The organism is Cellulosimicrobium funkei (genome assembly GCF_900155925.1).
In the GTDB taxonomy this organism is placed as follows: Bacteria; Actinomycetota; Actinomycetes; order Actinomycetales; family Cellulomonadaceae; genus Cellulosimicrobium; species Cellulosimicrobium funkei.
The window spans coordinates 247356-273910 of record NZ_FTMI01000006.1 but is presented as its reverse complement, the minus strand read 5'-3'; the positions used below and the strand labels follow the sequence as shown (position 1 = coordinate 273910).

16 protein-coding genes are annotated in these 26555 nt (G+C 75.1%); 8 read left to right on the top strand and 8 right to left on the bottom strand.

Annotation, left to right across the window (positions count from 1 at the left end):
- Positions 1-172: 172 nt before the first annotated feature.
- Complete coding sequence (locus BXA05_RS16030) at positions 173-1219, top strand: aminoglycoside phosphotransferase family protein (protein WP_061268716.1); 1047 nt, start codon at positions 173-175, stop codon at positions 1217-1219.
- 61 nt (positions 1220-1280) lie between these two features.
- Here BXA05_RS16030 and BXA05_RS16025 read toward each other — a convergent pair whose 3' ends face one another.
- The 3 genes from BXA05_RS16025 to BXA05_RS16015 all read right to left on the bottom strand — a co-directional run bounded on the left by BXA05_RS16025 (position 1281) and on the right by BXA05_RS16015 (position 5376).
- Positions 1281-3413 carry a PhoX family protein gene (locus BXA05_RS16025; RefSeq protein WP_076406032.1) on the bottom strand — a complete coding sequence of 711 codons (2133 nt, stop codon included), beginning with the start codon at positions 3411-3413 and terminating at the stop codon, positions 1281-1283.
- A gap of 126 nt (positions 3414-3539) precedes the next feature.
- On the bottom strand, positions 3540-4547 hold the full coding sequence (locus BXA05_RS16020) for an electron transfer flavoprotein subunit alpha/FixB family protein (RefSeq protein ID WP_076406030.1): 1008 nt from the start codon (positions 4545-4547) through the stop codon (positions 3540-3542).
- A 13-nt stretch (positions 4548-4560) separates the two neighbouring features.
- On the bottom strand, positions 4561-5376 hold the full coding sequence (locus BXA05_RS16015) for an electron transfer flavoprotein subunit beta/FixA family protein (protein ID WP_076406028.1): 816 nt from the start codon (positions 5374-5376) through the stop codon (positions 4561-4563).
- Between the two features lie 112 nt (positions 5377-5488).
- On the opposite strand from BXA05_RS16015, the gene glgX reads away from it, so the two are divergent.
- From glgX to BXA05_RS16000, 3 genes are all read left to right on the top strand, one after another.
- Positions 5489-7891, top strand: a complete 2403-nt coding sequence (gene glgX / locus BXA05_RS16010) for a glycogen debranching protein GlgX (RefSeq protein ID WP_280174312.1) — start codon at positions 5489-5491, stop codon at positions 7889-7891.
- 95 nt (positions 7892-7986) lie between these two features.
- Positions 7987-9741 (top strand): FAD-binding dehydrogenase, encoded by a 1755-nt coding sequence (locus BXA05_RS16005; protein ID WP_076406026.1) that lies wholly within the window; start codon positions 7987-7989, stop codon positions 9739-9741.
- A gap of 20 nt (positions 9742-9761) precedes the next feature.
- Positions 9762-10937, top strand: coding sequence for a hypothetical protein (locus tag BXA05_RS16000; protein ID WP_061269337.1), 1176 nt, complete (start codon positions 9762-9764; stop codon positions 10935-10937).
- Positions 10938-11023: 86 nt separating this feature from the next.
- Here BXA05_RS16000 and BXA05_RS15995 read toward each other — a convergent pair whose 3' ends face one another.
- Positions 11024-11935, bottom strand: a complete 912-nt coding sequence (locus BXA05_RS15995; RefSeq protein ID WP_076406024.1) for a type IV toxin-antitoxin system AbiEi family antitoxin — start codon at positions 11933-11935, stop codon at positions 11024-11026.
- A gap of 465 nt (positions 11936-12400) precedes the next feature.
- Positions 12401-15013 (bottom strand): alpha-glucan family phosphorylase, encoded by a 2613-nt coding sequence (gene glgP, locus BXA05_RS15990; RefSeq protein WP_076406022.1) that lies wholly within the window; start codon positions 15011-15013, stop codon positions 12401-12403.
- 162 nt (positions 15014-15175) lie between these two features.
- Between glgP and BXA05_RS15985 the strand changes: the two genes are divergently transcribed.
- The 4 genes from BXA05_RS15985 to glgB all read left to right on the top strand — a co-directional run bounded on the left by BXA05_RS15985 (position 15176) and on the right by glgB (position 23051).
- Positions 15176-17305, top strand: coding sequence for an alpha-1,4-glucan--maltose-1-phosphate maltosyltransferase (locus tag BXA05_RS15985; RefSeq protein ID WP_170963187.1), 2130 nt, complete (start codon positions 15176-15178; stop codon positions 17303-17305).
- A gap of 59 nt (positions 17306-17364) precedes the next feature.
- Positions 17365-19107, top strand: a complete 1743-nt coding sequence (treS, locus tag BXA05_RS15980; protein WP_372490696.1) for a maltose alpha-D-glucosyltransferase — start codon at positions 17365-17367, stop codon at positions 19105-19107.
- 128 nt (positions 19108-19235) lie between these two features.
- Positions 19236-20735 (top strand): hypothetical protein, encoded by a 1500-nt coding sequence (locus BXA05_RS15975; RefSeq protein ID WP_076406019.1) that lies wholly within the window; start codon positions 19236-19238, stop codon positions 20733-20735.
- An 84-nt stretch (positions 20736-20819) separates the two neighbouring features.
- Positions 20820-23051 carry a 1,4-alpha-glucan branching protein GlgB gene (gene glgB / locus BXA05_RS15970; protein WP_076406017.1) on the top strand — a complete coding sequence of 744 codons (2232 nt, stop codon included), beginning with the start codon at positions 20820-20822 and terminating at the stop codon, positions 23049-23051.
- A gap of 289 nt (positions 23052-23340) precedes the next feature.
- On the opposite strand, the gene BXA05_RS15965 is transcribed toward glgB, so the two are convergent.
- The 3 genes from BXA05_RS15965 to BXA05_RS15955 are packed head-to-tail and all read right to left on the bottom strand — an operon-like array spanning position 23341 to position 26482.
- Positions 23341-24291: a tetratricopeptide repeat protein gene (locus BXA05_RS15965; RefSeq protein ID WP_034653561.1), complete on the bottom strand. Its 951-nt coding sequence runs from the start codon at positions 24289-24291 to the stop codon at positions 23341-23343.
- A gap of 20 nt (positions 24292-24311) precedes the next feature.
- Positions 24312-25349: a DUF8094 domain-containing protein gene (locus BXA05_RS15960; RefSeq protein ID WP_076406016.1), complete on the bottom strand. Its 1038-nt coding sequence runs from the start codon at positions 25347-25349 to the stop codon at positions 24312-24314.
- Positions 25346-26482: a hypothetical protein gene (locus BXA05_RS15955; protein ID WP_076406014.1), complete on the bottom strand. Its 1137-nt coding sequence runs from the start codon at positions 26480-26482 to the stop codon at positions 25346-25348. Before BXA05_RS15955 ends, BXA05_RS15960 begins: the two co-directional genes overlap by 4 nt.
- Positions 26483-26555 lie beyond the last annotated feature (73 nt).

Sequence of the window (26555 nt, the reverse complement as noted above, 5' to 3'; positions counted from 1 at the left end):
GGCGGCGCTGGACATCCCGGCGGAAACCGCTAGGTTGTGGGCATCTACGCCCGGCCGTCGCCGGGTGCTCGCCCTGGTCGCAGGACCGCCGTCGCGCGCCACACGTCGCCGCGGGACGGGAACGTGCCGCGGGCGGGACCGTCCAGCCACCGACAGGGGAAGTGGCCTCTCGATGCCCGACGACGTCGCGCCGCCCGCCGTCGAGGCCGCCGGGGACGTCCCGGTCGCCTCGGGCGGCCGACGCCTGCGCTGGGCCGACCTGCCGCTCGCGCTGCGCGACGAGCTGGAGGCGGTCGCCGGGGGCAGGGTCGTGCACGAGCGGTCGGTCCCGGCGGGGTTCAGCCCGGGGCTCGCGTCCGTCCTCACGCTCGACGACGGCAGCCGCCTCTTCGTCAAGGCCGCTCGGACCGCCGACGAGCCCGTGGCCGCCGACCTGCACCGCGCCGAGGCGAAGGTCGCGACGCGGCTGCCCCGCGCGGTCCCGGCGCCGCGCTTCGCGTGGGGCCACGGCGACGGCGACTGGGTCGCGCTCGCGTACGAGGCGGTCGACGGGCGCTCGCCCGGCACGCCGTGGGACCCGCACGAGCTCGACCGCGTGCTCGCGGCGCTCGTCCGCGTCGCGTCCGTGCCCGGCGCCCGGGCGATGCGCCTGCCGCCGACCGGCCCCGACTTCGCCGACATGGCGACCGGCTGGCGGGCTCTGCGCGCGCACCCCGACGCCGGACTCGCCACGCTCGTGCCCTGGGCCGCGGAGCACCTCGACGCGCTCGCCGAGGCTGAGCGCGGGGCGCTCGTCGCGTGCGAGGGCGAGTCGTTCGTGCACGGCGACCTGCGCGCCGACAACGTGCTGCTGACCCCGGAGAAGGTGTACCTCGTGGACTGGCCGTACGCGTCGCGCGGCGCCGCGTGGCTCGACCTCGCGATGCTCCTGCCGAGCGTCGTCATGCAGGGCGTCCGGGACGTGTGCGAGCCCGTCACGGTGAGCGCCGACCCGGCGCGACGCGCGCGCGGGGGCGCCTGGGCGGCTGCGACGTTCGCCGCGCACCCGCTCGGCCAGGACGTGCACCCCACGGACCTGCGCGCCGTCGTCGCCGGGATCGCCGGGTACTTCCTGCACTCCGCGCGGCAGCCCGCGATCCCGACCATCCCCCGCCTGCGACCGTTCCAGCGCGCCCAGGGCGTCGCGGCCGTCGCGTGGCTGGAGCAGCTCGGGCTCTGAGCGCGGGCGGGCCCCGGCGCCGTCGTGGCGCCGGGGCCGTCGTGGCGTCAGGGCCCGGGCGTCAGTCCTGCCAGACCTGCACGACCGCGGGCCGCGGCCCGGCGAAGGCTCCCGGCGGCACCGGGGCGCCCGGCGTGAGGTAGTCCGGGAAGTGCGACACCTGCGCGTCGAACGTCCCGTCCTCGCCGGGGTGCTGCACCGCGACGTAGACCATGCGGTCCGCCGAGTCCACGACGGGCCCGCACGTCTCGGCGCCGCGCGGCACCGAGAGGAACTGCTCGACCCGCCCGCGCTCGCGGCCGTCGAGCGTGACCTTGAACAGGCCGTCGCACTTCTGGATCGTGCTCGGCTGGCCGTCGGTCGAGATCCACAGGTCGCCCTCGGCGTCGAACGCGAGGTTGTCCGGGCACGAGATCGGGGAGACCTTGTCCTTCGGGTAGCCCGAGAAGTAGGTGGAGGTGTTCGTCGCGGGGTCGCCCGCGACGAGCAGCAGGTTCCAGCGGAAGGTCAGCGACGCGGCGTCGTCGCGGTCCTCGACGATCTCCACGACGTGCCCGTCACGGTTCGTGTTGCGCGGGTTCGGCTCGGTCGCGGCCTCGGCCGCCGCCGGCCCGCGCGCGGTGTTGTTGGTGCACGCGACGTAGACGCGACCCGTGACCGGGTTGGGCTCGACGTCCTCGGGGCGGTCCATCTTCGTCGCCCCGACCTTGTCGGCCGCGACGCGCGTGTAGACGAGCACCTCCTCGAGGCTCATGCCCTCGACCTCGCTGCGCCCGTCGACGACGAGCGGGACCCACTCGCCCCAGCCGTCGAACGCGCCGTCGGACGGCACCGCGCCCGACCCGTCGATCTCGGACGCCGGCGAGTCGCCGCGGAACCGCGCGACGTACAGCGAGCCCTCGGTGAGCAGAGTCTTGTTGTGGCGGCGCGCGCCCTCGCTGTTCCCCGGACGCATCGTGCGCGACGAGACGAACTTGTACACGTAGTCGAAGCGCTCGTCGTCGCCCATGTACGCGACCGCGTTCCCCCGGCGCGAGAGGATCACGTTGGCGCCCTCGTGCTTGAACCGGCCGAGCGCGGTGTGCTTCACCGGCGGCTCGTCGGGCGCGTACGGGTCGATCTCGACGATCCAGCCGAACCGGTTCGGCTCGTTCTCGTACCCGGGGTTGCGGGCGTCGAACCGCGGGTCGTCGAGCTCCCACCCGTACCCGGTCGCGGCGTCGCGCAGGCCGTAGCGCGCGTCGTGGCCCGTGCCCGACGTGCGGAAGTAGCCGTTGTAGTTTTCCTCGCCCGAGAGCACGGTGCCCCACGGGGTCGTGCCGCCCGCGCAGTTGTTGAGCGTGCCCAGCACGCGCGTCCCCGACGGGTCGGCGACCGTCTTGACGAGGTCCGACCCCGCGACGGGCCCGGTGAGGCGGAACTCGGTCGTCAGGTGCACGCGGCGGTTGTACCGGCTGTCGGCCACGTAGTCCCACGGCGTCCCGGTCCGACGACGACGCACCTCGACGACGGACATGCCGTGCGCCGCGCGCTCGATCGCCCGGCGCGTCGGGGCGTCGTACGAGGCGTCGAACATGATGGCGGGGTTCGTGTACTCGTGGTTCGCGACGAGCAGCCCGCGCGTCCCCCGGCCCGGCCCCTTGCCCGCGCCACGGCCGCCGGCGAGGGCGTGCTGGCGCTCGAACGGCAGGATGTCGAGGTAGTCGTTGTTGTAGCCGAACTGCCGCGCCTGCTGCTCCGGGGTCTGGCGCGAGACGTCGAACGGCGCCCCGCCGCGCAGGATCGGGTCGCCCCAGCGGATCACCGGGCGCCACCGGTAGCCCTCGGGGACGACGAGCGCGTCGCGCGTCGCGGGCTGGGGCGAGATCGCGCCGAACGCGAGGCCCTTCTGCGGGCGGCCACCGCCGTGGCCGCCGTGCGCCACGACGCCCTGGGCGGCGGCGGACGGCGCGGCGACGGTCTGGGCGCCGAGCACGACGGCCGCGGCTCCCACCGCGAGCCCGCCGAGCAGCGCGCGGCGCGACAGCGCGCCCGCGACCACGTCGCGGAACGTCTCGTTCGCGCTCTCGTTGGGGACCGGGTGCGAGCACGCGTCCGCGCACTTCAGCCGGCAGGTGACGGGGCTGCGCTTGCCGCGCGCGTGCGGCGCGACGGAGAGCAGGGGGCGATGCTCAGGGGCAGGCGTGATCGTCATCGGTCGTCTCCACGGGTCGGGGGGCCTCCCCGTCACCGGGGAGTCGGCCCGACGCTAGGAACGATCGATGACCGGCCGGCCACCGCCCGGAGGACACCGGGTGAACTCTCGGCGCCGGCCGGGTGCTCAGCCCTTCGACGCCCGGTGCTCGCGCAGCACCTCGGCCGCCTGCGGCAGCACGTCCGCGAGGTCGCCGACGACCGCGAAGTCCGAGATCTCGAACAGCGGGCACTCCGGGTCGTTGTTCACCGCGACGATCACCTGCGAGGCCTGCATGCCGCCGCGGTGGTGCGGAGCGCCCGAGATGCCCGCGCCGATGTACAGGCGCGGCGCCACGGTGACGCCCGTCTGCCCGACGAACTGGTCGTGCCAGCCCTCGTAGACGGCGTCGCGCGTCGCGCCCACGGCGGCGCCGAGCGCGTCGGCGAGCTCGACCACGGGGCCGAAGTCGCCGTTCGTGCCGCGGCCCCCGGCCACGACGATCGCGGCCTCCCCGAGCGCGGGGCGCCCCGCGCCCGCGGACGCGTCGACCGTGCGGGACACGACGCGCGCCGCGGTCGCCGCCGGGGTCAGCTCGACGCGCAGCGCCTCGACCTCGGTCGCGACGGCGGCGTCCGCCGGCTGCGGCACGACCGAGTTCGCGCGGAGCGTCAGCACCGCCGGGTCGGTGAGGATCTCGCTGCGCACGTCCCACGAGCCCGCGAAGACGCGCTTGTCCGCCACGAGGTGGGTGCCGTCGTCGTGCAGCGCGGAGGCGTCGACGACGAGGCCGGCGCCCGTGAGGAACGCGAGGCGCGCCGCGGCCTCCTTGTTCGGGAACGACGACGTCAGCAGGACGGCGTCGGCGTGCGACGCGCGCGCGGCGGCGGCGAGGACCTCGGCGACGACGGGCGTCAGGTGCAGCGCGTCGCCGGTGACGACCTCCCCGCCCGACGACGGCTCGGCCTGGCGCACGAGCGCGACGCCGTGCGCGCCGAGCTGGGCGAGGACGCCGACGCTCGGCGCCTCGAGCGCGACGGCCTCCACGCGACCCAGCGCGCGGCCGAGGGTGATCAGCTCCAGCACGGGCGTCCGCAGCTCGGTGGCCGCGGAGTCGAGGAGGACGAGGACGGTACGGGCCCCGGGGGTGCTCATGTGCGGACGCCTCTCAGACCAGGTCGTTGCGGATGAGGAACTCGGCGAGGGCGCGGCCGCCCTCGCCCTTGTCGACGACGATCTCGGCGTCGGGGCGCGGCGGCCGCGGCGACGCGTCGAGCACGCGCGTGCGGGCTCCGGCGTCGCCGACGAGCGCCGCGTCGACGCCGAGGTCGGCGAGGCTCCACGCCTCCACGGGGCGCGTGCGCGCCGCCATGATGAGCTTGAAGTTGGGCATGCGCGGGTCGTTCGCGTGGTCGGTGACCGACACGACGGCGGGCAGCGGCGCCTCGAGGACCTCCTCGACGCCGCCGAGCTCGCGCGTGACGCGCGCGGTGCGCGCGCCCGGCTCGCCCTCGACCTCGAGCTTCCCGGCCAGCGTGAGCTGCGGCAGGCCGAGCTCGGCCGACAGGAGCGTCGGGACGACGGAGCCCAGGCCGTCGAGCGCGGCCATGCCCGTCACGACGACGTCCACCGGGGCCTCGTCCGCGAGCCGGCGCACCGCGGCGGCGAGCACGCGCGCGGTGCCGAAGTAGTCGGAGCCCGCGATCGCGTCGTCGCTCACGCGCACGCCGCGGTCCGCGCCGAGCTGGAAGGAGCGGCGCACGGCGCCGTCGGCGTCCGGCCCCGCGACGGTGAGCACGACCACCTCGCTGGTCTGGCGCTCCGCCTCCGGCAGCGCCTCCTTGAGGCGCAGCGCGGCCTCGACCGCGTTCTCGTCGAGCTCGTTGAGCGTGCCCTCGTCGGCCCGGCGCACCACGCGGCCGTCCTCGAAGCCCCGGTCGGCGTGGATGTCCGGGACGTACTTCACGGCGACGACGATCCGCATCGGCTGCTCTCCCTGTGCGCTGGGCGGTCGGCCGGAGAGGTACCCGGCCCGCTCCGCCGAAGCCTACCGGCGGGCGACCGGAGGAGCCGGTGACACCCGCCACAATGGACGGGTGCACGAGCCGTCGCCCGACCCGAGACCCGCCCCGCCGACCACGCTTGGGAGCGTCGACCGGCACGCCCTCGTCCCGCCCCTCGGGGTTCGCCCCGCCGGGGACGGCGTCGACGTCGCCGTGCTCGCGTCGCACGCGACCGCCGTCGAGCTGTGCCTCGTGGACGTCGTCGACCCGGCGCTGCCCGCGCACGACCCGGCGCGCTACCGCGAGCGCCGGGTCCCGCTCGCCGGGCCGGCCTACGGCGTCTGGCACACGCACGTCCCGGGCGTCGGCCCCGGCCAGCGCTACGGCTTCCGCGTCCACGGCCCGTGGGAGCCCGCAGCCGGGCTGCGCCACAACCCCGCGAAGCTGCTCGTCGACCCGTACGCGCGGGGCCTCGTGGGCGAGCTCGTCGACGACCCGGCGATCCGCGGCCAGGTCGGCGACGACCCGTACGGCCCGCCCGACCCGCGCGACTCGCTGCCGTTCGTCCCGCACTCGGTCGTGGTCGCCGAGCCGACCGGGACGCTCGCTGCCCGCCCCCGCGTCCCGTGGCGCGACACGGTGGTCTACGAGGCGCACGTGCGCGGCCTCACGCAGCGCCTGGAGGCGCTGCCCGAGCACCTGCGCGGCACGTACGCGGGCGTCGCGCACCCGGTGACGATCGAGCACCTGCGGAGCCTCGGCGTGACCACCGTCGAGCTGCTCCCCGTGCACGCGAACGTGCCGGAGCCGCACCTGCTCGCGAGCGGCCGCACGAACTACTGGGGCTACTCGACGCTCGGGTTCTTCGCGCCCCACGCCGGGTACGCGACACGCGCCGCGCAGGACGCCGGGCCGGCCGCCGTCCTCGACGAGGTGCGCGGCATGGTGCACCTGCTGCACGAGGCGGGGATCGAGGTCCTGCTCGACGTCGTGCACAACCACACGTGCGAGGGCGGCGCCGACGGGTACCACCTGTCGTGGCGCGGCCTCGACAACGCCGGGTACTACCTGCACGACGGCGGCACGCCCGCGCGCCTCGCGGACGTCACCGGGACGGGCAACTCGCTCGACTACCGGCGCCCCGCGGTCGTGCGGGCCGCGCTCGACTCGCTGCGGTACTGGGCCGAGGTCGTCGGGGTCGACGGCTTCCGGTTCGACCTCGCGGTGACGCTGGGCCGCGGCGCGACCGGGTTCGACCCGGACCACCCGTTCCTCGTCGCGCTCCAGACCGACCCGGTGCTGTGCGGGCTCAAGCTCGTCGCCGAGCCGTGGGACGTGGGCCCCGGTGGCTGGCGCACCGGCCAGTTCCCGCCGCCGCTCGCCGAGTGGAACGACCGGTTCCGCGACGCGGCCCGCCAGTTCTGGCTCGCGGACGCGCGCGAGGCGTCGCACGGGCGCCCGGGGCACGGCGTGCGCGACCTCGCGACGCGGCTCGCGGGGTCGGCCGACCTGTTCGGCCACTCGGACCCGCCGCTCGTGCGCGGGCCGGTCGCGTCGGTGAGCTACGTGACCGCGCACGACGGCTTCACGCTCGCCGACCTGGTCGCCTACGACCACAAGCACAACCTCGCGAACGGCGAGAACAACCGCGACGGCACGGACGACAACCGGTCCTGGAACCACGGGCTCGAGGGCCCCGTCACCCCGGACGCCACCGCGGGCGGCGTGCTCGACGGGCTCGGCGTCGAGATCGCCCCGCTGCGGCGCCGCTCGATCCGCAACCTCCTCGCGACGCTCGTGCTCGCCGCGGGCACCCCGATGATCACCGCGGGCGACGAGATGGGCCGCACCCAGCGCGGCAACAACAACGCCTACGTGCAGGACGACGAGACGTCGTGGGTGTCGTGGGACCTGTCCCCGTGGCGCAAGGACCTGCTCGCCACCGCGCGCCACCTCCTCGCGCTGCGGCGCGAGCACCCCGCGCTGCGCCCCGACGCGTTCTTCACCGGCCGCCCGCGCCCGGCGGCGCCGGACGGCCTTACCGGCGCCGTGTCCGGTGCGAGGGCCGGCGCGGCAGCCGGCACGGGGGCCGGTGGGGACAGCGGCACGGGGGCCGACAGCGGCCAAAGCCCCCGCCCGACGACGGTGCCCGACCTGGCGTGGTTCGACGCCGACGGCGAACCGCTCGACCACGGGGCGTGGCACGACCCGGGCGTCCGGACGCTCCAGATGCTGCGCACCGCCCCGGAACCGGGCGACGCCGACGTGCTCGTCGTGCTCACCGGGGCGCTCGACCCGGTCGACGTGACCCTCCCCGGGCTGCGGGCCGCCGCAGGCGGCGAGCCCGAGCGCTGGGAGCTCGTGTGGGACTCCGACTGGGAGCACCCGGACGACCCGGACCGCGTCCCGGGCGAGAGCGCCGCCCGCCCGGGCGACGTCGTCGGGCTCGAGGCGCTGAGCCTGCGCGTGTACGTCTCCCACACCCCGCAGAGGTAGAGCCGAGGTCTCGCGAGGTAGAGCCGAGGTCGCCGAGGTAGAGCCGTGGTCGCCCCTGCCCGCCGAGGTCTGGACACGTGCTCTACTCTTCCCGCATGAGTGACAGCGCGGTCGACTCCTCCCCCACCCCGCCCACGATCGAGGACCCCGAGGTCGTCGTCGTGGGGGCCGGGCTCTCCGGTCTCGTCGCGGCGACCGAGCTCACGGCCGCGGGTCGCCGGGTCGTCCTGCTCGACCAGGAGCCGGCGGCGAGCCTGGGCGGCCAGGCGTGGTGGTCGTTCGGCGGTCTCTTCCTCGTCGGCTCGCCCGAGCAGCGGCGCATGGGCGTCACGGACTCCGCCGAGCTCGCGTTCGACGACTGGCTCGGGTCCGCGCAGTTCGCGCCCGGCGCGGACCGCGGCGAGGGACCCGACCGCCACGGCTACGCGTGGGCGCAGGGCTTCGTCGACTTCGCCGCCGGGGAGATGCGCGGCTGGCTGCACGACAAGGGCGTGCGGTGGTTCCCGCTCGTGCAGTGGGCGGAGCGCGGCGGGTACCCGGTGCGATCGGGCGCCGACGGGTACGCCGCCGGCGCGCACGGCAACTCCGTGCCCCGCTTCCACGTCACGTGGGGCACCGGCCCGGGCATCCTCGAGCCGTTCGTCCGCGCCGCCCTGGACGCGCGCGCCGCGGGCCTGCTCGACGTCCGGTTCCGGCACCGGGTCACGTCGCTCGTCGTGACCGACGGCGCGGTGACGGGCGTGCGTGCGGAGGTGCTCGCGCCGTCGGACGCCGGGCGCGGGGTGCCGTCGTCGCGCGACGTCGTCGGGGAGGTCGAGATCGCGGCGAGCGCCGTCGTCGTGACCTCGGGAGGCATCGGCGCGAACCACGAGCTCGTGCGCTCCCGCTGGCCGCAGACGGCGGGCCGGCTCCCCGCCCGCATGCTGTCCGGCGTCCCCGACTCGACCGACGGGCTCATGATCGGCGTCGCCGCCGACGCGGGCGCGGCCCTCGTGCACGAGGACCGCATGTGGCACTACCCGGAGGGGATCGCGAACCACTCGCCCGTGTGGACGGACCACGGGATCCGCATCCTCCCCGGGCCGAGCTCGCTGTGGCTCGACGCCGACGGCAACCGGCTGCCCGCCCCGCTGTTCCCCGGCTTCGACGCCCTCGGCGCGCTCCAGCACGTCACCGAGCGCGGCGACGACCACTCCTGGTTCGTGCTCAACAAGGCGATCATGGAGTCGGAGTTCGCGCTGTCCGGATCGGAGCAGAACCCCGACCTCACGGGCAAGGACGTGCGGCTCCTCGCCCAGCGGGTGCTGCCCGGCGCCGTCGGGCCGGTCGCACGGTTCGCCGAGCAGTCGCCGGAGTTCGTGTGGGCGGACACCCCCGAGGAGCTCGCCGCCCGGATGAACGCGCTCGTCGAGGCGACGCCGGGCTCGCGCGGGCACGTCGACCCGGCGGCCCTGGCGCGCGTCGTCCGCCTGCGCGACGAGCAGGTCCGCACGGGGCTGGGCAAGGACCCGCAGGTCGTCGCGACGGCGATGGCGCGCCGCTACCGCGTCGACCGGCTCATCCGCGTGTCGCCGCCACGACCCCTGACGACGCCGAAGGACGGGCCGCTGCTCGCCGTCCGCCTCTCCGTGCTGACGCGCAAGACGCTCGGCGGCCTGTGGACGGACACCTCCGCGCGGGTCCTGCGCGCGGACGGGTCCGTGCTGCCCGGGCTCTGGGCCGCGGGCGAGGCGGCCGGGTTCGGCGGGGGCGGCGTGCACGGCCACCGCGCGCTCGAGGGGACGTTCCTCGGCGGGTGCCTCTACTCCGGCCGTGTCGCGGGCCGCGCGGTCGCCGCCGACCTGGGCTGACCCAGGTAGGGTCGGCGACCATGACCGTGCCCGACGACGCGTCCCCGGCCCCCGCGCCCGGCGCCCCCGCGGCGGTCGACCACCTCGACGTCCCCGCGTGCGAGCGCCTGTTCCGCCGCAACGGTCTCCCGCTGCTCGTCGAGGGGCACTCGCTCGACCGCGACGTGTTCGGGCGGTCGGCGCCGTTCCTGCTCGTCGTGCTGCTCGCCGAGCTCTCCGGCGCGGTGCGCTCGGGCTGGCCCGCGTGGGCGAACGCGCTCGCGCTCCTCGGCGCAGCGGCCCTCGTCGCGGCCGCGTACGCGGGGCTCAACGTGGTGCGCGGTCGGCCGTGGTCCACGCTCCCCCAGTCCGTCGGCGTCCCTGAGCTCGCGTTCTTCGTGCTCGTGCCCGCCCTCCTGCCGGTCGTGTTCGGCGGGCAGTGGGGCGACGCCCTGCTCACCGTCGTCGGCAACCTCGTGCTGCTCGGGGTCGTGCGGGTCGTCGTCGGGTACGGCGTGCTGTCGTCGCTGTGGTGGGGGCTCGCGCGCGTCACCGACGAGCTCGGCGCCGCCCTGCTGCGGCTCGTGCGCCTGCTGCCGCTGCTGCTCGTGTTCTCCCTCGTGCTCTTCTACAACGCCGAGGTGTGGCAGGTGTTCGACCGCACGCACGGCGTCGCCGACCTCGTGCTCGGCGCGTTCTTCGCGCTGCTCGTCGTGCTGTTCGTCGGGCTGCGCTCGCCCGCGGAGGCGCGCGAGGCGCTCGCGGAGACCGCCGCCCGCCACCCCGGGCACGAGCGCGCGGCGCGCTTCAGCCGCGGCCAGACGGCGAACCTCGCGACGATGATCGCGACGAGCCAGCTCCTCCAGGTCCTCGTCGTGAGCCTCGGCATGGGCGTGTTCTTCATGGCGCTCGGCACGCTCACGGTGACCCCCGAGGTCATGGCGCTGTGGGACGTCGACGGCGGCACCTGGCAGCGCACGCTCTCGCTCGTCGGCGGGGGTGGCGTCGGCGGCGCGGACCTCGTCGTGACGCAGACCCTGCTGCGCGTCTCCGTCGCGATCGCGACCTTCACCGGCCTCTACTACGCGATCTCCGTGCAGGTCGACGCCGTGTACCGGGAGGAGTTCGTGGACGGCATCGAGACCCAGCTCGCCGACGTGCTGCGCGCGCGCTCGCGCTACCTCGACCTCCTCGCCCCACCCCCGCCCGCGAGATAGAGGCCAGGTAGTCCGAGATAGAGGCCAGGTACGCCGGAGTAGAGGCCAGGTTCACGACCACTCCTCTCCCACGACGGACCAGGGCTCTACCTCGGCGAGGAAGGTCGCGAGCTGTCTGCGCGGCGTCGGAGCGCGAGGCGACGCGACTCCGCGAGACGACAGCCGACCGCCACCGGGTCGCCCAGGTCCTCCCAGGTGAAGCGCACGACCGTCCAGCCCGCTGCCACGAGCGCCGCCTCGCGGACGTCCTGTGCGCGCCGGACCTCTGCCGGGTCCCCGTACTCCCCGCCGGAGTACTTCACCGCCCCGTCGAACTCGATCACCAGCCGGGCGTCGAGCCAGGCCAGGTCGACGACGTACGTCCCGCGCGACGTCAGGACCGGTACCTGCGGGCGAGGCGCGGGCAGACCGCCGAGCACGGCCGCGAGCCGCACGAGCGTCTCGCCCGGGGACTCCGACCTCGAGTCCGCGAGCTCGAGAGCGCGCCGCGCCCGTACGACGCCGCGCTTGCCGCGCGACTCCTCGACGATCGAGTCGACCACGTCCCGGTCCGCACCCAGGCGCAACGCGGAGTCCACCACGACGAGGCTGCGCTCGAGCGGCAGCGACCGCGCACAGTCGACCAAGGTGCGCTCGAGGCTGGTGACAGGGACGCCGTCGAGGACCGCGCGGTCACGGACCGGTAGATCGGTCCAGTGCCGACGCACGGCTGCGTCCCGTTCCCTCGTCACGTTCGGGTGGCCGAGCTGGGTCAGGTGCGCGAACGGCGGGAGCCGCCAGGTCCAGCAGCCCCAGAGCAGAGCCGCGGTGTCGTGGCTCACCCAGAACGGCGTCACGAGCCGGTCGACCAGTCCGCGCACCTCGCCGAGCAGCCACTCCTCGCGCTCCGACGGCGCGGAGTGCGCCGAGGGGAGGTAGACGCCGCGCCGTACCCGCACGAGCTCACCGGCGCGTGCTCGCGCTGCCAGCTCCGCGCGGCGTCGACGGACGTAGGGCACAGCAGGCGGAACCCTCCGAGGCCCGTTGCTGTCCGCGGTGTAGCGACCGGAGGGGCGGGTCGGGACCAGACCGGCCCCGAGCCTGCGCCGTGCTGCTGGGTCGTGGCTGGTCGGGAAGCTGCCCGTCGTCTCGTCCATCGGCCCAGCGTGCCGGTCGTCACCCCGTCGCGGGGCGAGTACGGCAGATCTGTGGATGACGAAGGCGCCGCCCCTGCACGACGGTCCGCCGCCGTCGACCTCCGTCCATGGACGGGCGAGCCGAGAGGGCCTGGCCGACGACGGCCAGGCCCTCTCGCCATCGCATGACGCAGCCGCCTCACGCGACCGCACCTCTACCTCGCGCGACCAGGGCGCTACCTCGGCGCAACCTCACGCGACCATGCCTCTACTTCGCGTGACCTCGGCTCTACCTCGCGCGACCAGGGCTCTACCTCGCGAGCGGAGGCTCTACCTCGGCGGAGGGCGTCAGGCGTTGGTGACGAGGCCCAGCTCGGCGACGCTCGGGAGGCCGTCGTGGGTCGGGACGACGCGGACGGTGTAGCCGAACGGTCCGGACGCGTCGAGCACGACCTCGCCCGCGAACGCGTAGCGGCCGGCCTCGTACGTCTCGGCCAGCGCGAGCGGCTCGGCCGTGAACTCCTCGATGACGTCGGCCTCGCTGACGCGCCCGTGCACGACCTGCACCTGGACGTCCTCGGGGCGCAGGTCGCCGAGCGACACGTACGCGCGGACCGTGAGGCGGTCGCCGACCTGCGGCACCTCGCCGATGCCGGCCGAGTCGACGTGGTCGACGCGCACGCGCGACCAGCCGTCGCGCACGGCGTGCTTCCATTGCGCGAGCTCTCGGGCGGGTGCGAGCCCGTCGGCGGCCAGCGCGCGCCCGGCCGCGGCGGCCGGGGCGTACAGGCGCGTGACGTACTCGCCGACCATGCGCGTCGCCTGGACCTTGGGGCCGAGCGTCGCGAGCGTGTGCCGCACCATCTCGAGCCACCGGCCGGGCACGCCGTCGGCGTCGCGGTCGTAGAAGCGGGGCGCGACCTGCTGCTCGACGAGGTCGTAGAGCGCGGCGGCCTCGAGGTCGTCGCGACGGTCCGCGTCCTCGACGCCGTCGGCGGTCGGGATGGCCCAGCCGTTCTCGCCGTCGTACCACTCGTCCCACCACCCGTCGAGGATCGACAGGTTGAGGCCGCCGTTGAGCGCCGACTTCATGCCCGACGTCCCGGACGCCTCGAGCGGGCGCAGCGGGTTGTTGAGCCAGACGTCGCAGCCCGGGTAGAGCGACTGCGCCATGGCGATGTCGTAGTTCGGCAGGAAGACGATGCGGTGCCGCACCTCGGGGTCGTCCGTGAAGCGCACGAGCTGCTGGATGAGCCGCTTGCCCTGGTCGTCGGCGGGGTGCGACTTGCCCGCCACGACGAGCTGGACCGGTCGCTCGGGGTGCAGCAGCAGCGCCTTGAGCCGCTCCGGGTCGCGGAGCATGAGCGTGAGCCGCTTGTACGTGGGGACGCGGCGCGCGAACCCGATGGTGAGGACGTCGGGCGAGAGGACGTCGTCGACCCAGCCGAGCTCCGCCGGGGTCGCGCCGCGCTCGCGCCAGGACTTGCGCACGCGGCGGCGCGCCTCGTCGACGAGCCGGCCGCGCATCTCGCGGCGGATCGCCCAGAGCTCGCCGTCGCCGACGGCGCCCTCCCCGTCGCCGCGCAGCCAGCGCGACGACGCGTGCTCGGCCGTGAGCTCGTCGAGCCCGAGCCGCTCGGCCTCGAGGGCCGCGAGCGCCGGGTCGACCCACGTGGGCGAGTGGACACCGTTCGTCACCGAGGTGATCGGGACCTCGCGGGCGTCGAAGCCCGGCCACAGGCCCTCGAACATCCCGCGCGACACCTCGCCGTGCAGGAGGGAGACGCCGTTCGCCCGCCCGCCGAGGCGCAGGCCCATGACGGCCATGTTGAACACGGTCGGGTCGCCGCCGTCGTAGTCCTCGGCCCCGAGGGCGAGGACGCGCTCGACGGGCAGGCCGTCGACCGCCATGTCGCCGCCGAAGTACTGGGTGACGAGGTCGCGGCCGAACCGGTCGATGCCGGCGGGCACGGGCGTGTGCGTCGTGAAGACGGTCGCGGCGCGGACGGCCTCGAGCGCCGCGTCGAACGTGAGGCCCTGCTCGACGAGCTCGCGGATGCGCTCGACGCCGAGGAACCCCGCGTGGCCCTCGTTGGTGTGGTAGACCTCCGGCTCGGGCGCGCCGGTGAGGCGCGACCACAGGCGCAGCGCGCGCACGCCGCCCACGCCGAGCAGCAGCTCCTGCTGGAGGCGGTGCTCGCCGCCGCCGCCGTAGAGGCGGTCGGTCACCTTGCGCGCGGCCTCGTCGTTGCCGGGCACGTTCGAGTCGAGCAGGAGCAGCGGCACGCGGCCGACGGCCGCGACCCACACGTGCGCGTGGAGTGTGCGGCCCCCGGGCAGGGCGAGCGAGACGCGCGCGGGCGTGCCGTCGTCGTCGCGCAGGAGGGTGAGCGGCAGGCCGTCCGGGTCGAGGAGCGGGTACGTCTCGACCTGCCAGCCGTCGCGCGTGAGCGACTGCTTGAAGTATCCGGCGCCGTAGAGGAGCCCGACGCCGACGATCGGCACGCCGAGGTCGCTCGCGCTCTTGAGGTGGTCGCCGGCGAGGATGCCGAGGCCGCCGGAGTACTGGGGCAGCACGGACGTGATGCCGAACTCGGGCGAGAAGTACGCGATCGCGGCCGGGAGGGAGCCGCCACCCTCCGACGCCTCCGACGCCTCCGCGGCACGCTGCTGGTACCACAGCGCGTCGTCGAGGTAGTGGCGCAGGTCGGCCGCCGCGGCCCGCACGCGCTCGACGAACGCGCCGTCGGCGGCGAGCTCCGCGAGACGCTCGGGACCGAGCGCACCGAGCAGCGCGACGGGGTCGCCGTGGACCGCCGCCCACGTCTCGGGGTCGATACCGGCGAACAGGTCGCGCGTGGGCGCGTGCCAGGACCAGCGCAGGTTGTGCGCGAGCTCGTCCAGGTCGCGCAGCTCGGCGGGCAGCAGGGTGCGGACGGTGAACCGTCGGATGGCTCTCACGGGGACGAGACTACGCAGCCTGGCGCCGGTGCACACCCCCGCGCCGCAACCTGTGTGTAACGCTTGCATGAAATTTCACCCGGCTATCGTGCGCGACCCGTGCGCGACGCGCCGACCCCTCCCCCAGGTGCCTGGCCCCGTGCCCCTCGATACGTTGTGCGTGTGACGTCGACCCCTCCGGCCCTCGCGCCGCGCCGCCCCCGCGCCACCGGTGCCCCTCGCCCCCGAGGCGGCGCCCCCGCCCCCGCCCCCGCCGCACCCGTCGGACGCATCCCCGTGCTCGAGGTGTCGCCCGTCGTCGAGGGCGGCCGGTGGCCCGCCAAGGCCGTCGTCGGCGAGATGGTGCCGATCGAGGCGACCGTCTTCCGGGAAGGCCACGACGCCGTCGCCGCGACCGCCGTCCTCGTCGCGCCCGACGGCTCCGAGCGCACGGCGCCCATGGTCGACGTCGCCCCCGGGCTGGACCGGTTCCGCGCCACGCTCCACCCGGACGCGGTCGGCGACTGGTCCCTGCGCGTCGAGGCGTGGAGCGACCCGTACGGCACGTGGGCGCACGACGCGACGGTCAAGGTCGCGGCGGGCGTCGACGTCGAGCTCATGCTCGCCGAGGGCGTGCGGCTCTTCGAGCGCGTCCTCGCCGACGCCGTCCCCCTCCCCGCGCGCGACGGCACGCCAGGCCGCCGGACCCCCGCGGACGAGCGCACGCTCGCCGACGCGCTCGCCGCGCTCGCCGACGCGACCCGCCCCGCCGAGGCCCGGCTCGTCGCCGCGACGTCGCCCGAGGTGCGCGACGTCCTGGAGCGCGCCCCCCTGCGCGACCACGTCACGGCGTCGGCCACGTACCCGCTGCGCGTCGAGCGCCCGCTCGCGCTCGCGGGCGCGTGGTACGAGATGTTCCCGCGCTCCGAGGGCGCCCGGCGGCTCAAGGACGGGCGCTGGCGCTCGGGCACGTTCACCGCGGCCGCGCGCCGTCTGCCCGCGATCGCGGAGATGGGCTTCGACGTCGTCTACTTGACCCCCGTCCACCCCATCGGCACGACGCACCGCAAGGGCCGCAACAACTCCCTCACCGCGCTCCCCGGCGACCCGGGCAGCCCGTACGCCATCGGCTCGAAGGACGGCGGCCACGACGCGATCCACCCCGAGCTCGGCAGCGAGCGCACGTTCCGCGCGTTCGTCAAGGAGGCCCGGCGGCACGGGCTGGAGGTCGCGATCGACCTCGCGCTGCAGTGCTCGCCCGACCACCCGTGGGTCGCCGAGCACCCCGAGTGGTTCACGACGCGCGCCGACGGCTCCATCGCCTACGCCGAGAACCCGCCGAAGAAGTACCAGGACATCTACCCGCTCAACTTCGACAACGACCCCGAGGGCATCTACGCCGAGGTGCTGCGCGTCGTGCGCGTGTGGATCGACCGCGGCGTCACCGCGTTCCGCGTCGACAACCCGCACACCAAGCCGCTCGACTTCTGGGAGTGGCTGCTCGCCGAGGTCCGCGCGACGAACCCCGAGGTCGTGTTCCTCTCCGAGGCGTTCACGAAGCCCGCGATGATGCACACCCTCGCGCGCATCGGGTTCCACCAGTCGTACACCTACTTCACGTGGCGCAACACGCGCGACGAGCTCGCGGAGTACCTCACCGAGGTCTCGGGCGAGGCCGGCGCGTACATGCGCCCGAGCTTCTGGCCCACGACCCACGACATCCTCCCGCCGTACCTGCAGCACGGCGGCGTGGCGGGCTTCGCCGTGCGCGCGGTGCTCGCCGCCCTCGGCGCCCCCACCTGGGGGATCTACTCCGGGTACGAGCTCGTCGAGAACGTGCCGCGCCCGGGCGTCGAGGAGCAGATCGACAACGAGAAGTACGAGTACAAGCCGCGCGACTGGGCGCTCGCCGACGAGATCGGGATCTCGACGCTGCTCGCGCGGCTCAACGAGATCCGTCGCGACCACCCCGCGCTGCGCCAGCTCCGCAACCTCACGGTGCACCCGACGACGAACGACCAGGTGCTCGCGTTCTCGCGCCACCTGCCGGCCGAGCACTCGCCGACCGGCGAGGCGGACACGGTCGTCGTCGTGGTGAACCTCGACCCCCACTCCCCGCAGGAGTCGAACGTGCACCTGGACCTCGCGGCCCTCGGCCTCCCCCCGCTCGCGGACGGCCAGGACCCCTGGGCGCCGTCGTTCGTCGCGCACGACGAGCTGACCGGCGAGAGCTACGGCTGGGGGCAGGACGTGTACGTGCGGCTCGAGCCGCTGCGCCAGGTCGCGCACGTCATCCACGTGAGGGCCTCGTGACGCTCCCCCGGGACGCGGCCCCGGTCCCCGTGCGCGGACCCGCCGCCGGTCCCGCTCCCGTGCCCCCGCTCACCGCGCCCGTCCCCGTCGCGGCCCTCCCGCCGCGCCGCCAGCCGGCGCCGCCCGTCGAGACGCGCCCGGGGCTGTCCGACGACCCGGACTGGTACCGCACGGCGGTGTTCTACGAGGTGATCGTCCGCGCGTTCTCCGACTCCGACGGCAGCGGGACGGGCGACCTGCGCGGGCTCATCGACCGCCTCGACTACCTCCAGTGGCTCGGCATCGACGCGCTGTGGCTGCCGCCGTTCTACCCGTCGCCCCTGCGCGACGGCGGCTACGACGTGTCCGACTACACCGCGATCGCGCCGCAGTACGGCTCGACGTCGGACTTCGCCGAGCTCGTGAGCGAGGCGCACGCGCGCGGGATGCGTGTCGTCATCGACCTCGTCATGAACCACACGAGCGACCAGCACCCGTGGTTCCAGGCGTCGCGCGCCGACCCGGAGGGCCCGTACGGCGACTTCTACGTGTGGAGCGACGACGACACGCGCTACCAGGACGCGCGCATCATCTTCGTCGACACGGAGACGTCCAACTGGACGTTCGACCCGGTGCGGCGCCAGTTCTTCTGGCACCGCTTCTTCTCCCACCAGCCCGACCTCAACTTCGAGAACCCGCGCGTCGCCGACGCGATGCTCGACGTCGCGCGGTTCTGGCTGCAGATGGGGGTCGACGGGTTCCGTCTCGACGCGGTGCCGTACCTCTACGAGGCCGAGGGCACCAACTGCGAGAACCTCCCGCAGACGCACGAGTTCCTGCGCCGCGTGCGGCGCATGGTGGACACCGAGTTCCCGGGTCGCATCCTCCTCGCCGAGGCGAACCAGTGGCCGCGCGACGTCGTGGACTACTTCGGCACCGAGGAGGAGCCGGAGTGCCACATGTGCTTCCACTTCCCCGTCATGCCGCGCATCTTCTACGCGATCCGCGACCAGCGCGCGAACCAGGTCCTGGAGATCCTCGCCGACACGCCCGACATCCCCGCGGGCGCGCAGTGGAGCACGTTCCTGCGCAACCACGACGAGCTCACGCTCGAGATGGTCTCGACGGAGGAGCGCGCGTCGATGTACGGGTGGTACGCGCCCGACCCGCGCATGCGCGCCAACGTCGGGATCCGCCGTCGGCTGGCTCCCCTGCTCGACAACTCGCGCAAGGAGGTCGAGCTCGCGCACGCCCTCCTGCTCTCGCTCCCGGGCAGCCCGTGCCTGTACTACGGCGACGAGATCGGCATGGGCGACAACATCTGGCTGCCCGACCGCGACGCCGTGCGCACCCCCATGCAGTGGACGCCCGACCGCAACGCCGGGTTCTCCACCGCGGACCCGGGCAAGGTGTACCTGCCGCTCGTGCAGTCGCTCGTGCACCACTACGGCTACGTCAACGTCGAGGCGCAGCTCGAGCAGTCGACGTCGCTGCTGCACTGGGTGCACGGCATGCTCAAGGTCCGGCGCCGCCACAAGGCGTTCGGCACGGGCGACTTCGTGGCGCTCGAGTGCGACAACGAGTCGATCCTCGCGTTCCTGCGGCGCACGCCCACGGAGACGATCCTGTGCGTGGCGAACCTCTCCGCGACCGCCCGGTCCGCGGCGGTGCACCTGCCGGGGCACGCGGGCGCGACGCTCACCGACGTGTTCGGCGGCGCGCACTTCCCGGCGGTCGGGGACGACGGGCGCGTCGTCATGACGTGGGGCTCGCGCGACTTCTACTGGCTCGTCGTCGGGGGCCCCGAGGGCACGACCCCCTGACGCCCGGCGAGATCGGGCGCGTCGTGGTCGGATGGAGCCTGCCGCCGTCGTGACCCGACGGCGGGGCCCCGGGCACCCCGGGGCACGACCTGCCGACGACCCGACGACCCAGCCACAGGGAGGCGCGCATGACGCTCCGACGGACGGACCTTCCCTCCTCGGAGCTCATGACGCTCCTCGACGCGTGGCTGCCGGAGCGCCGGTGGTACCCCGTCAAGGGCGTCGCGGTGCGGCACGTGCCGTGGCTGTCGTTCGCGCTCGACGTCCCGGCGACGGCCGGGCAGGACCCGGCGCGGGCCCCGCGCGTCGTCCTCCACCTGCTGCGGCTGCTCGGGGACGGCGTCGACCTCGTCGTCCAGGTGCCGCTCGTCCTCGAGCCGGTCGACGCGACGCCCGCGGCCCCGGGCGACGTGCGCACCCCGGGCGGCACGGCCCCGTCCACCGGTCCGGGGCGCGCGCCCGCCGCGCCGCTCGGGACGGTGCACGACGCCGGGGGCGGCGTGACCGCCGGGACGGCCTGGCTCGTGCACGACGGCGCCGCGCACCCCGCGTGCTGGGCGGCGCTCCTGGCCGTCGCCGACTGGGAGACGTCCCCCGCGGCCGGGACTGCGGACGCCGCCCCGCTCGACCTCGCGGGCGGGCGGGCGCTGAGCGTCGAGCAGTCGAACAGCTCGGTGCTGCTGCCCGGCGTCGCCGGCGGCACGATGCTCAAGGTCCTGCGGGCCATCGCGATCGGCCCCAACCCGGACGTGACGATCCCGCGCGCGCTCGCCGCCCAGGGGTGGGCGGGTGTCCCGCGACCGCTCGCGTGGCTCGAGGTGGGCTGGGACGCGACCGACGACCCCGCCGGTCCCGGGCACGCGCCCGACCCGGCGTCCCCCCGGTCGGCGCACCTCGCCATCCTCAGCGAGTTCGTCGACGGCGCGCGCGACGGCTTCGACCTGGCGTGCGCCTACGCCGGGCAGGGGTCGTCGTTCGCCGACCTCGCCGCAGACCTCGGCCGGGTCCTCGCCGACCTGCACGCCGCGCTCCGGCGCGCGTTCGACGTGGGCTCACCCGTCGACGCGCGCTGGCTCGTCGCCGACCTGCGGCGCCGCTCGGACGAGGCCGTCGCGTCGTCGAGCGCGCTCGGCCGGCGCGCGACCGAGATCGCCACGTTCTGGGACCGCACGGCCGTGCGGCTCGCGTCCGTCACGCGCGTCCCCGACGCCCTCCCACGGCTCCAGACCGTCCACGGCGACCTGCACCTCGGGCAGGTGCTGCACGCCCGCCGGTTCGGCTGGAAGGTGCTCGACTTCGAGGGCGAGCCGCTGCGGCCGGTCGCGGAGCGCACCCGCCCCGACCTCGCCCTGCGCGACGTCGCCGGGATCGTGCGCTCGTTCGACTACGCGGCCGCCGTCGGGCGCGCTCCCGACGCCGCGTGGGCCGTCCAGGCGCGCGCCGCGTTCCTCGACGCGTACGAGCGCGCGGACACCGCGGGCGTCGACCACGCGACCTCGGAGGCGCTCGTCCGCGCGCTCACGCTCGACAAGGCGCTCTACGAGGTCGTCTACGAGTCGCGCAACCGTCCCGACTGGGAGCCCATCCCCCTCGCCGCCGTGGACCGCCTCCTCGCGGGCAACGCCTGACGTGCGCGGTCGCCCGGCCGCGCGCACCGGACCGTCCGGCGAGCCCGTCCTGTGAGGGTGCGCGGGACGTGGAAAGGTTGCCCCATGACCGGGCCCGCCGCTTCCGCCACCCCGCCCCCCGTCGTCGTGCCGCAGGACGCGCTCGCCGCGGCCGCGGGCGGGCGCACGTTCGACCCGCACGCCGTGCTCGGCCCGCACCTCGCGGACGACGCCGCGGACGCGCGGGCCGTCGTCCGCGTCCTGCGCCCGCTCGCGGACGAGGTCGTCGTCGTCACCGCCGACGGCGAGCACCCGGCGGTGCACGAGCAGGACGGGGTGTGGGCCGCCGTCGTGCCGGTGCACCAGGACGCCGACGGCACCCGGCACGCCCCCGACTACCGCGTCCGTGCCCGCTACGGGCACGAGTCCACGACCGTGGACGACCCCTACCGGTTCCTGCCCACGCTCGGCGACGTCGACCTGCACCTGATCCGCGAGGGCCGGCACGAGGAGCTGTGGCGCGTGCTCGGCGCGAACGTGCGCACGTACCCGAGCGCGCTCGGCGACACGACCGGCACGGCGTTCGCCGTCTGGGCGCCCAACGCGCGCGCGGTCCGCGTCATCGGCGACTTCAACGGCTGGGGACCCACGCACCCGATGCGCTCGCTCGGGTCCACCGGGGTGTGGGAGCTCTTCGTCCCCGGCGTCGTCGCGGGCGCGCGCTACAAGTACGAGATCCTCGGGCCCGACGGCTCGTGGCGCCAGAAGGCCGACCCGCTCGCCAAGGCGGCCGAGGTGCCCCCGGCGACGGCGAGCGTCGTCGTCGAGTCCCGGTACGAGTGGTCCGACGACGCGTGGCTCGCCGAGCGCGCGGCGCACGACCCGCACACGCAGCCGCTCAGCATCTACGAGGTGCACCTCGGCTCGTGGCGCCAGGGCCTGTCCTACCGCGACCTCGCGGAGCAGCTCACGGCGTACGTCGTCGAGCAGGGGTTCACGCACGTCGAGCTCCTGCCCGTCGCCGAGCACCCGTTCGGCGGGTCGTGGGGCTACCAGGTCACGGGCTACTACGCCCCGACGTCCCGGTTCGGCCACCCCGACGACTTCCGCTACCTCGTCGACCGCCTGCACGCCGCAGGGATCGGCGTGGTCGTCGACTGGGTCCCCGCGCACTTCCCGCGCGACGAGTGGGCCCTCGCCCGCTTCGACGGCACGCCCTGCTACGAGCACGCCGACCCGCTGCGCGGCGAGCAGCCCGACTGGGGCACGTACGTCTTCGACTTCGGCCGCAACGAGGTCCGCAACTTCCTCGTCGCCAACGCCACCTACTGGCTCGAGGAGTTCCACGTCGACGCGCTGCGCGTCGACGCCGTCGCGTCCATGCTCTACCTCGACTACTCGCGCGGCCCCGGCCAGTGGCACCCCAACGTGCACGGGGGCCGCGAGAACCTCGAGGCCATCGCGTTCCTCCAGGAGGCCAACGCCACCGCGTACCGGCGCACGCCCGGCGTCATGATGATCGCCGAGGAGTCGACGGCGTGGCCGGGCGTCACCCGGCCCACCTCCGCGGGGGGCCTCGGGTTCGGCCTCAAGTGGAACATGGGCTGGATGAACGACTCCCTGCGCTACGTCGCCGAGGAGCCGATCAACCGCCGGTACCACCACCACGAGATCACGTTCTCCATGGTCTACGCGTACTCCGAGCAGTTCGTGCTCCCCATCAGCCACGACGAGGTCGTGCACGGCAAGGGCTCGCTCTACGGGAAGATGCCCGGCGACGACTGGCAGAAGCGCGCCGGCGTGCGCGCGTTCCTCGCCTACCAGTGGTCGCACCCCGGCAAGCAGCTCCTCTTCATGGGCAGCGAGATCGGCCAGCACTCCGAGTGGAACGAGGGCCGGTCGCTCGACTGGGACGGCCTCGCCGCCGACCCGGGCCGGCAGGGCGTGCAGCGCGCCGTGCGCGACCTCAACGCGCTGTACCGCGCGACCCCGGCCCTGTGGGAGCTCGACCACGACCCCGCGGGGTTCGAGTGGCTCGACGCCGACGACGCCGACCACAACGTCCTCGCCTACGTGCGCCGCGGGCGCGACGGCAGCGAGGTCGCCGTCGTCGTGAACTTCGCCGGGACGCCGCACGAGGGCTACCGCGTCGCGCTGCCGTCGGGCGGCGCGTGGCGCGAGGTCCTCAACACCGACGCGGAGGTCTACGGCGGCTCCGGTGTCGGCAACCTCGGCGAGGTCGAGGCGGAGCCCGTCCCGTGGAAGGGGCGCGCGTACTCCGCGGCCCTGCGCGTCCCGCCGCTCGGCGCGCTGTACCTCGTCCCGTCGCCGAGGTAGAGGCCCGGTCCGCCGAGATAGTGGCCTGGTCCGCCGAGGTAGAGGCCTGGTTTCGCCGAGGTCGTGGTCTGGTCGCCCTGGGTGGTGGGTGGGGCGGTGGCGCCGGGTCTACCATCCGCCGCTCGTTCCTCGCGGCTCCCGCCAGGCCCGCCACGACCCGGCGCCACCGCCCCACCCACCCGGCTTCGTCCCGCCTCATGCGGGGGTCATGAACGACGGCGGCCGGTCACCTCACGGTGACCGGCCGCCGTCGTTCGTGGCGCGGGTGCGTCGCTAGAGCGCGGGTGCGTCAGTACAGGCTGATCGCGAGGCGCTGGCGGGCCTTGCCGACGCGGGGGTCGGTGGGGCCCACGACCTCGAAGTAGTCGAGGAGACGCACGCGGAGCTTCTCCTTGCCGTCCGCGTCGGCGCCGGGCAGCAGGTCGAGGAGCCGGTCGAGGGCGTCGTCCACGTGCCCGCCGAGCAGGTCGAGGTCGGCGATGGCGAGCTGGGCGTCGACGTCCTGCGGTGCGGCGGCCGCCGCGGCGCGGACCGTCGCGAGGTCGGCGTCGCGGGTGCGCTGGAGGAGGCGGACCTGCGCGAGCCCCGCGACGGCGAGCGCGTCGCGCGGATCCTGCTTGATCGCCTTCTCGTAGGCCGCGACCGCGGCGTCGAGGTCGTCGCGCTCGATCGCGTCGTACGCCTCCTGGTGCAGCGGCGGGAGCTCCGGCTCCGGCTCCGCGGCGGGCTCCGCGGGGCGCTCGGGCTCGCCGTCGGCGCCCTGCGCGGGCGCACGACCGGTCACGCCGTTCGCCTCGGCCGCCTGGAGCACCTGGTCGAGCACGGCGCGCACCTGCTCGACGGGCGCGGCACCCTGGAACAGCGGCACGGGCTGACCCTGCAGGATCGCGACGACGGTCGGCACGCCCTGGACCTGGAACGCGGCCGTGATCTGCGGGTACGCCTGGGCGTCGACGCGGGCCAGGAGGAAGCGGCCGGCGTACTCGTCGGCCAGCGCGCCGAGGTCGGTGCCGAGCTGCGCGTTCGCCTGGTCCGTCGGGATCCACAGGAGCACGACGACGGGGTACTGCGCCGAGTCCTGGACGAGCTGGCCGAACGTCTCGTCCGTGACGTCGACGACGTACCCGCCCGCGGCGGGCGCGCCGCCCTCCTCGCCGGGCGGGGGTGACTGCGGCCTGGTCAGCGCGGACAGGTCGACCGCGCCGCGCACGTCGAACGTGGGCTGGGTGGGTTCGCTCATGGTCGCAATCCTACGGAGCGTCAGGAGTTCGCGACCGACGTCGCGACGTGCTCGTTGCCCACCACGCGGATCTTCTCCTCCGAGCCCGCGGGCGGCACGTAGAGCGCGACGACGTCGACGTAGCCGACCTTGAGCACGTTCGTCGGGGCCGCGCCCCCGTACAGCGCCTTGATCGACTCCGTGTCCGGCGGCACCTGCGCGCCCTCCTCGGCCGTCATCGACTCCTGCGAGGTCATCGCACCGACCACGAGCGCGCCGCCGTCCGCGGTGCGGACCGCGCGCACGGGCTCGTCCGGGTTGGGCGTGAAGGTCAGCGAGTAGGCGCCCGCGGCAGGCTGGAGCGCCGTCGTCCAGTCCTGCGCGCGCTTCGCGAGCAGGGTGCGGAACGAGTCCTCCTCGAAGGACCCCGCGAACCCGGAGCCCGTGCCGAGGTTGAGCACGTCGGCGTACTGCGCGACGGCGTCCGTCGGCGTGACGAGCAGGCTCGAGTCGTCGGGCGCGACGTCCTCGCTGCCGATGCTCGGGTCCGCGAAGCTCGGCATGGTGACGCCCGGGAGGAGGCGGACCCAGGCCCAGAGCTGGTAGTCGCCGCGCGCGGTGTCCTGCTCCAGCACGGAGAGGCGCGGCGTCTGCAGGTTCTCGGGCTGCACGCTCACGGCGAACGACGTGCGCGGCCAGGTCTGCGTCGTCGGGATGACGACCTGCTGCGCCTCCGTCGGGAGCTCGGTCACGAGGTCGGCGTTGCCGCGCGCGGCGGCGACGGCGAGCTGGCTCGTGCGGATCGCGAGCGCCGGGCCCGTGACACGGCCCTCGAGCTGGGCCGCGTCGTTGGTCTCGCTCGCCGCCGCGAGCGCGGCGGCGACCGCGTCGAGCACGGCGGTCTCCTGCGCCTCGGTGAGGACGGGCGCGGGCGGGTCCTGCGTGGGGTCGGGCTCGGGCGTCGGGAGGGGTGCGGAGCAGGCGGCGAGCAGGAGCGCGCCGACCAGTCCCCCGGCCACCCCGCCGAGGTGACGACGGGCGCGGCGGGCGCGGGCCGTGTCGCGGGCGGTGCTGGTCATCGGGTGCTGTCCTTCGTCTCGTCCGGGTCGCTCTCGGGTGCGGGCGCCGGGGCGCTCTCGTCGCTGCCGGGCGTGAAGCCCCACGCCCGGCGCCAGGCGTCGGCGCGCGTGCTCGCGCTGTCCTCCGTGGTCGGGTGCGCGCTCGCGTCGACGGTCGGCTGGGCTGCGGTCCGCGGGCGGCGCTCGCCGCGCGCGACGATCGGGATCTGGCCGGTGAGCCACGCGCGGCGCGGCTTCTGGGCGCGAGCCTGCTGCTGCGCGAGGCGGTCGGCCTCCTCGCGCTCGCGCAGCTCACGTCGCGTGAGCATGCGCACCTGGGCCGTGTCGGTCGGCACCTCGCCGTCGCGCGCGTCGCCGTCGTCGTCCGACGACGTGCCGGCCGGCGCGACCGCCGGGGTCGCGGAGGTCGCGGTGCCGCCCGAGGGCCCGCGGCGGCGCGGGCGCAGGCTCGCCGCCCCGATGCCGAGACCGAGGAGGATGAGCACGGCACCGCCGATGACGCCGGGCCACAGGAACGGCGTCTCGACCTGGCGCGGCCACGAGAGCTCGACGGTCGGGGCGACGGCGTCCTCGCCCACGCCGGCGGCGAGGAGCTGCCAGCGGCCGGGCTGGTCGGACCAGCGCAGGCTCGCCGAGCCGGCGCCCGTCGCCTCCTCCAGCCACATGTCGGAGCCCGCGGGGTCGACGCCGGCCACGGGCGTCTCCGCGGTCGCGTCGTCCTCGGCGGGCGTCTCTCCCTCGGCCGGGCTCTCGCCGTCGGCGGGCGCGTCGCCCTCCGCGGGCTCGTCCTCCGCGGCCGGCGCGTCGACGGCGCGCGTCGCGAGCGCGTCCCAGTCGGACAGGCCGGTGACCACGCCGTGCGGGTCCTCGCCGACCCACCCGGTCACGTCGGCCTCGCGGCCGATCGCGAGGGTGACCTGCTGCTCACCGGGTGCTGTCGCGCGGATCGTCACGTCCTCGGCGACGAGGTCGAGGACCCCGGGCGCGGTGACGAGCACCGTGCCGTCGCCGGTGTACGCCGTGGTCGCCACGACCGTGTCGCTGTCCCGCCAGACCGTGGCGGTCGCGACACCGAGGCCGGCGGCGACCAGCCCTCCCACGAGCAGGAGGGCGGCGATGATTCGTTGCAGCACCGAGGTTCCCTTCGTCGATCGACGTTCAAGGATAGGTGCGAAACCCCTCGTGGATCGACCGAGACGCCTCGCC

Bases quoted from the DNA above. Each gene is read 5' to 3' on its own strand.
- BXA05_RS16015 (WP_076406028.1), bottom strand. From the start codon at position 5,376: ATGCGGATCGTCGTCGCCGTGAAGTACGTCCCGGACATCCACGCCGAC.
- BXA05_RS16005 (WP_076406026.1), top strand. From the start codon at position 7,987: ATGAGTGACAGCGCGGTCGACTCCTCCCCCACCCCGCCCACGATCGAG.
- BXA05_RS16000 (WP_061269337.1), top strand. From the start codon at position 9,762: ATGACCGTGCCCGACGACGCGTCCCCGGCCCCCGCGCCCGGCGCCCCC.
- glgB (WP_076406017.1), top strand. From the start codon at position 20,820: ATGACCGGGCCCGCCGCTTCCGCCACCCCGCCCCCCGTCGTCGTGCCG.
- BXA05_RS15965 (WP_034653561.1), bottom strand. From the start codon at position 24,291: ATGAGCGAACCCACCCAGCCCACGTTCGACGTGCGCGGCGCGGTCGAC.
- BXA05_RS15960 (WP_076406016.1), bottom strand. From the start codon at position 25,349: ATGACCAGCACCGCCCGCGACACGGCCCGCGCCCGCCGCGCCCGTCGT.
- BXA05_RS16030 (WP_061268716.1), top strand. From the start codon at position 173: ATGCCCGACGACGTCGCGCCGCCCGCCGTCGAGGCCGCCGGGGACGTC.
- BXA05_RS16020 (WP_076406030.1), bottom strand. From the start codon at position 4,547: ATGAGCACCCCCGGGGCCCGTACCGTCCTCGTCCTCCTCGACTCCGCG.
- BXA05_RS15975 (WP_076406019.1), top strand. From the start codon at position 19,236: ATGACGCTCCGACGGACGGACCTTCCCTCCTCGGAGCTCATGACGCTC.
- BXA05_RS16025 (WP_076406032.1), bottom strand. From the start codon at position 3,413: ATGACGATCACGCCTGCCCCTGAGCATCGCCCCCTGCTCTCCGTCGCG.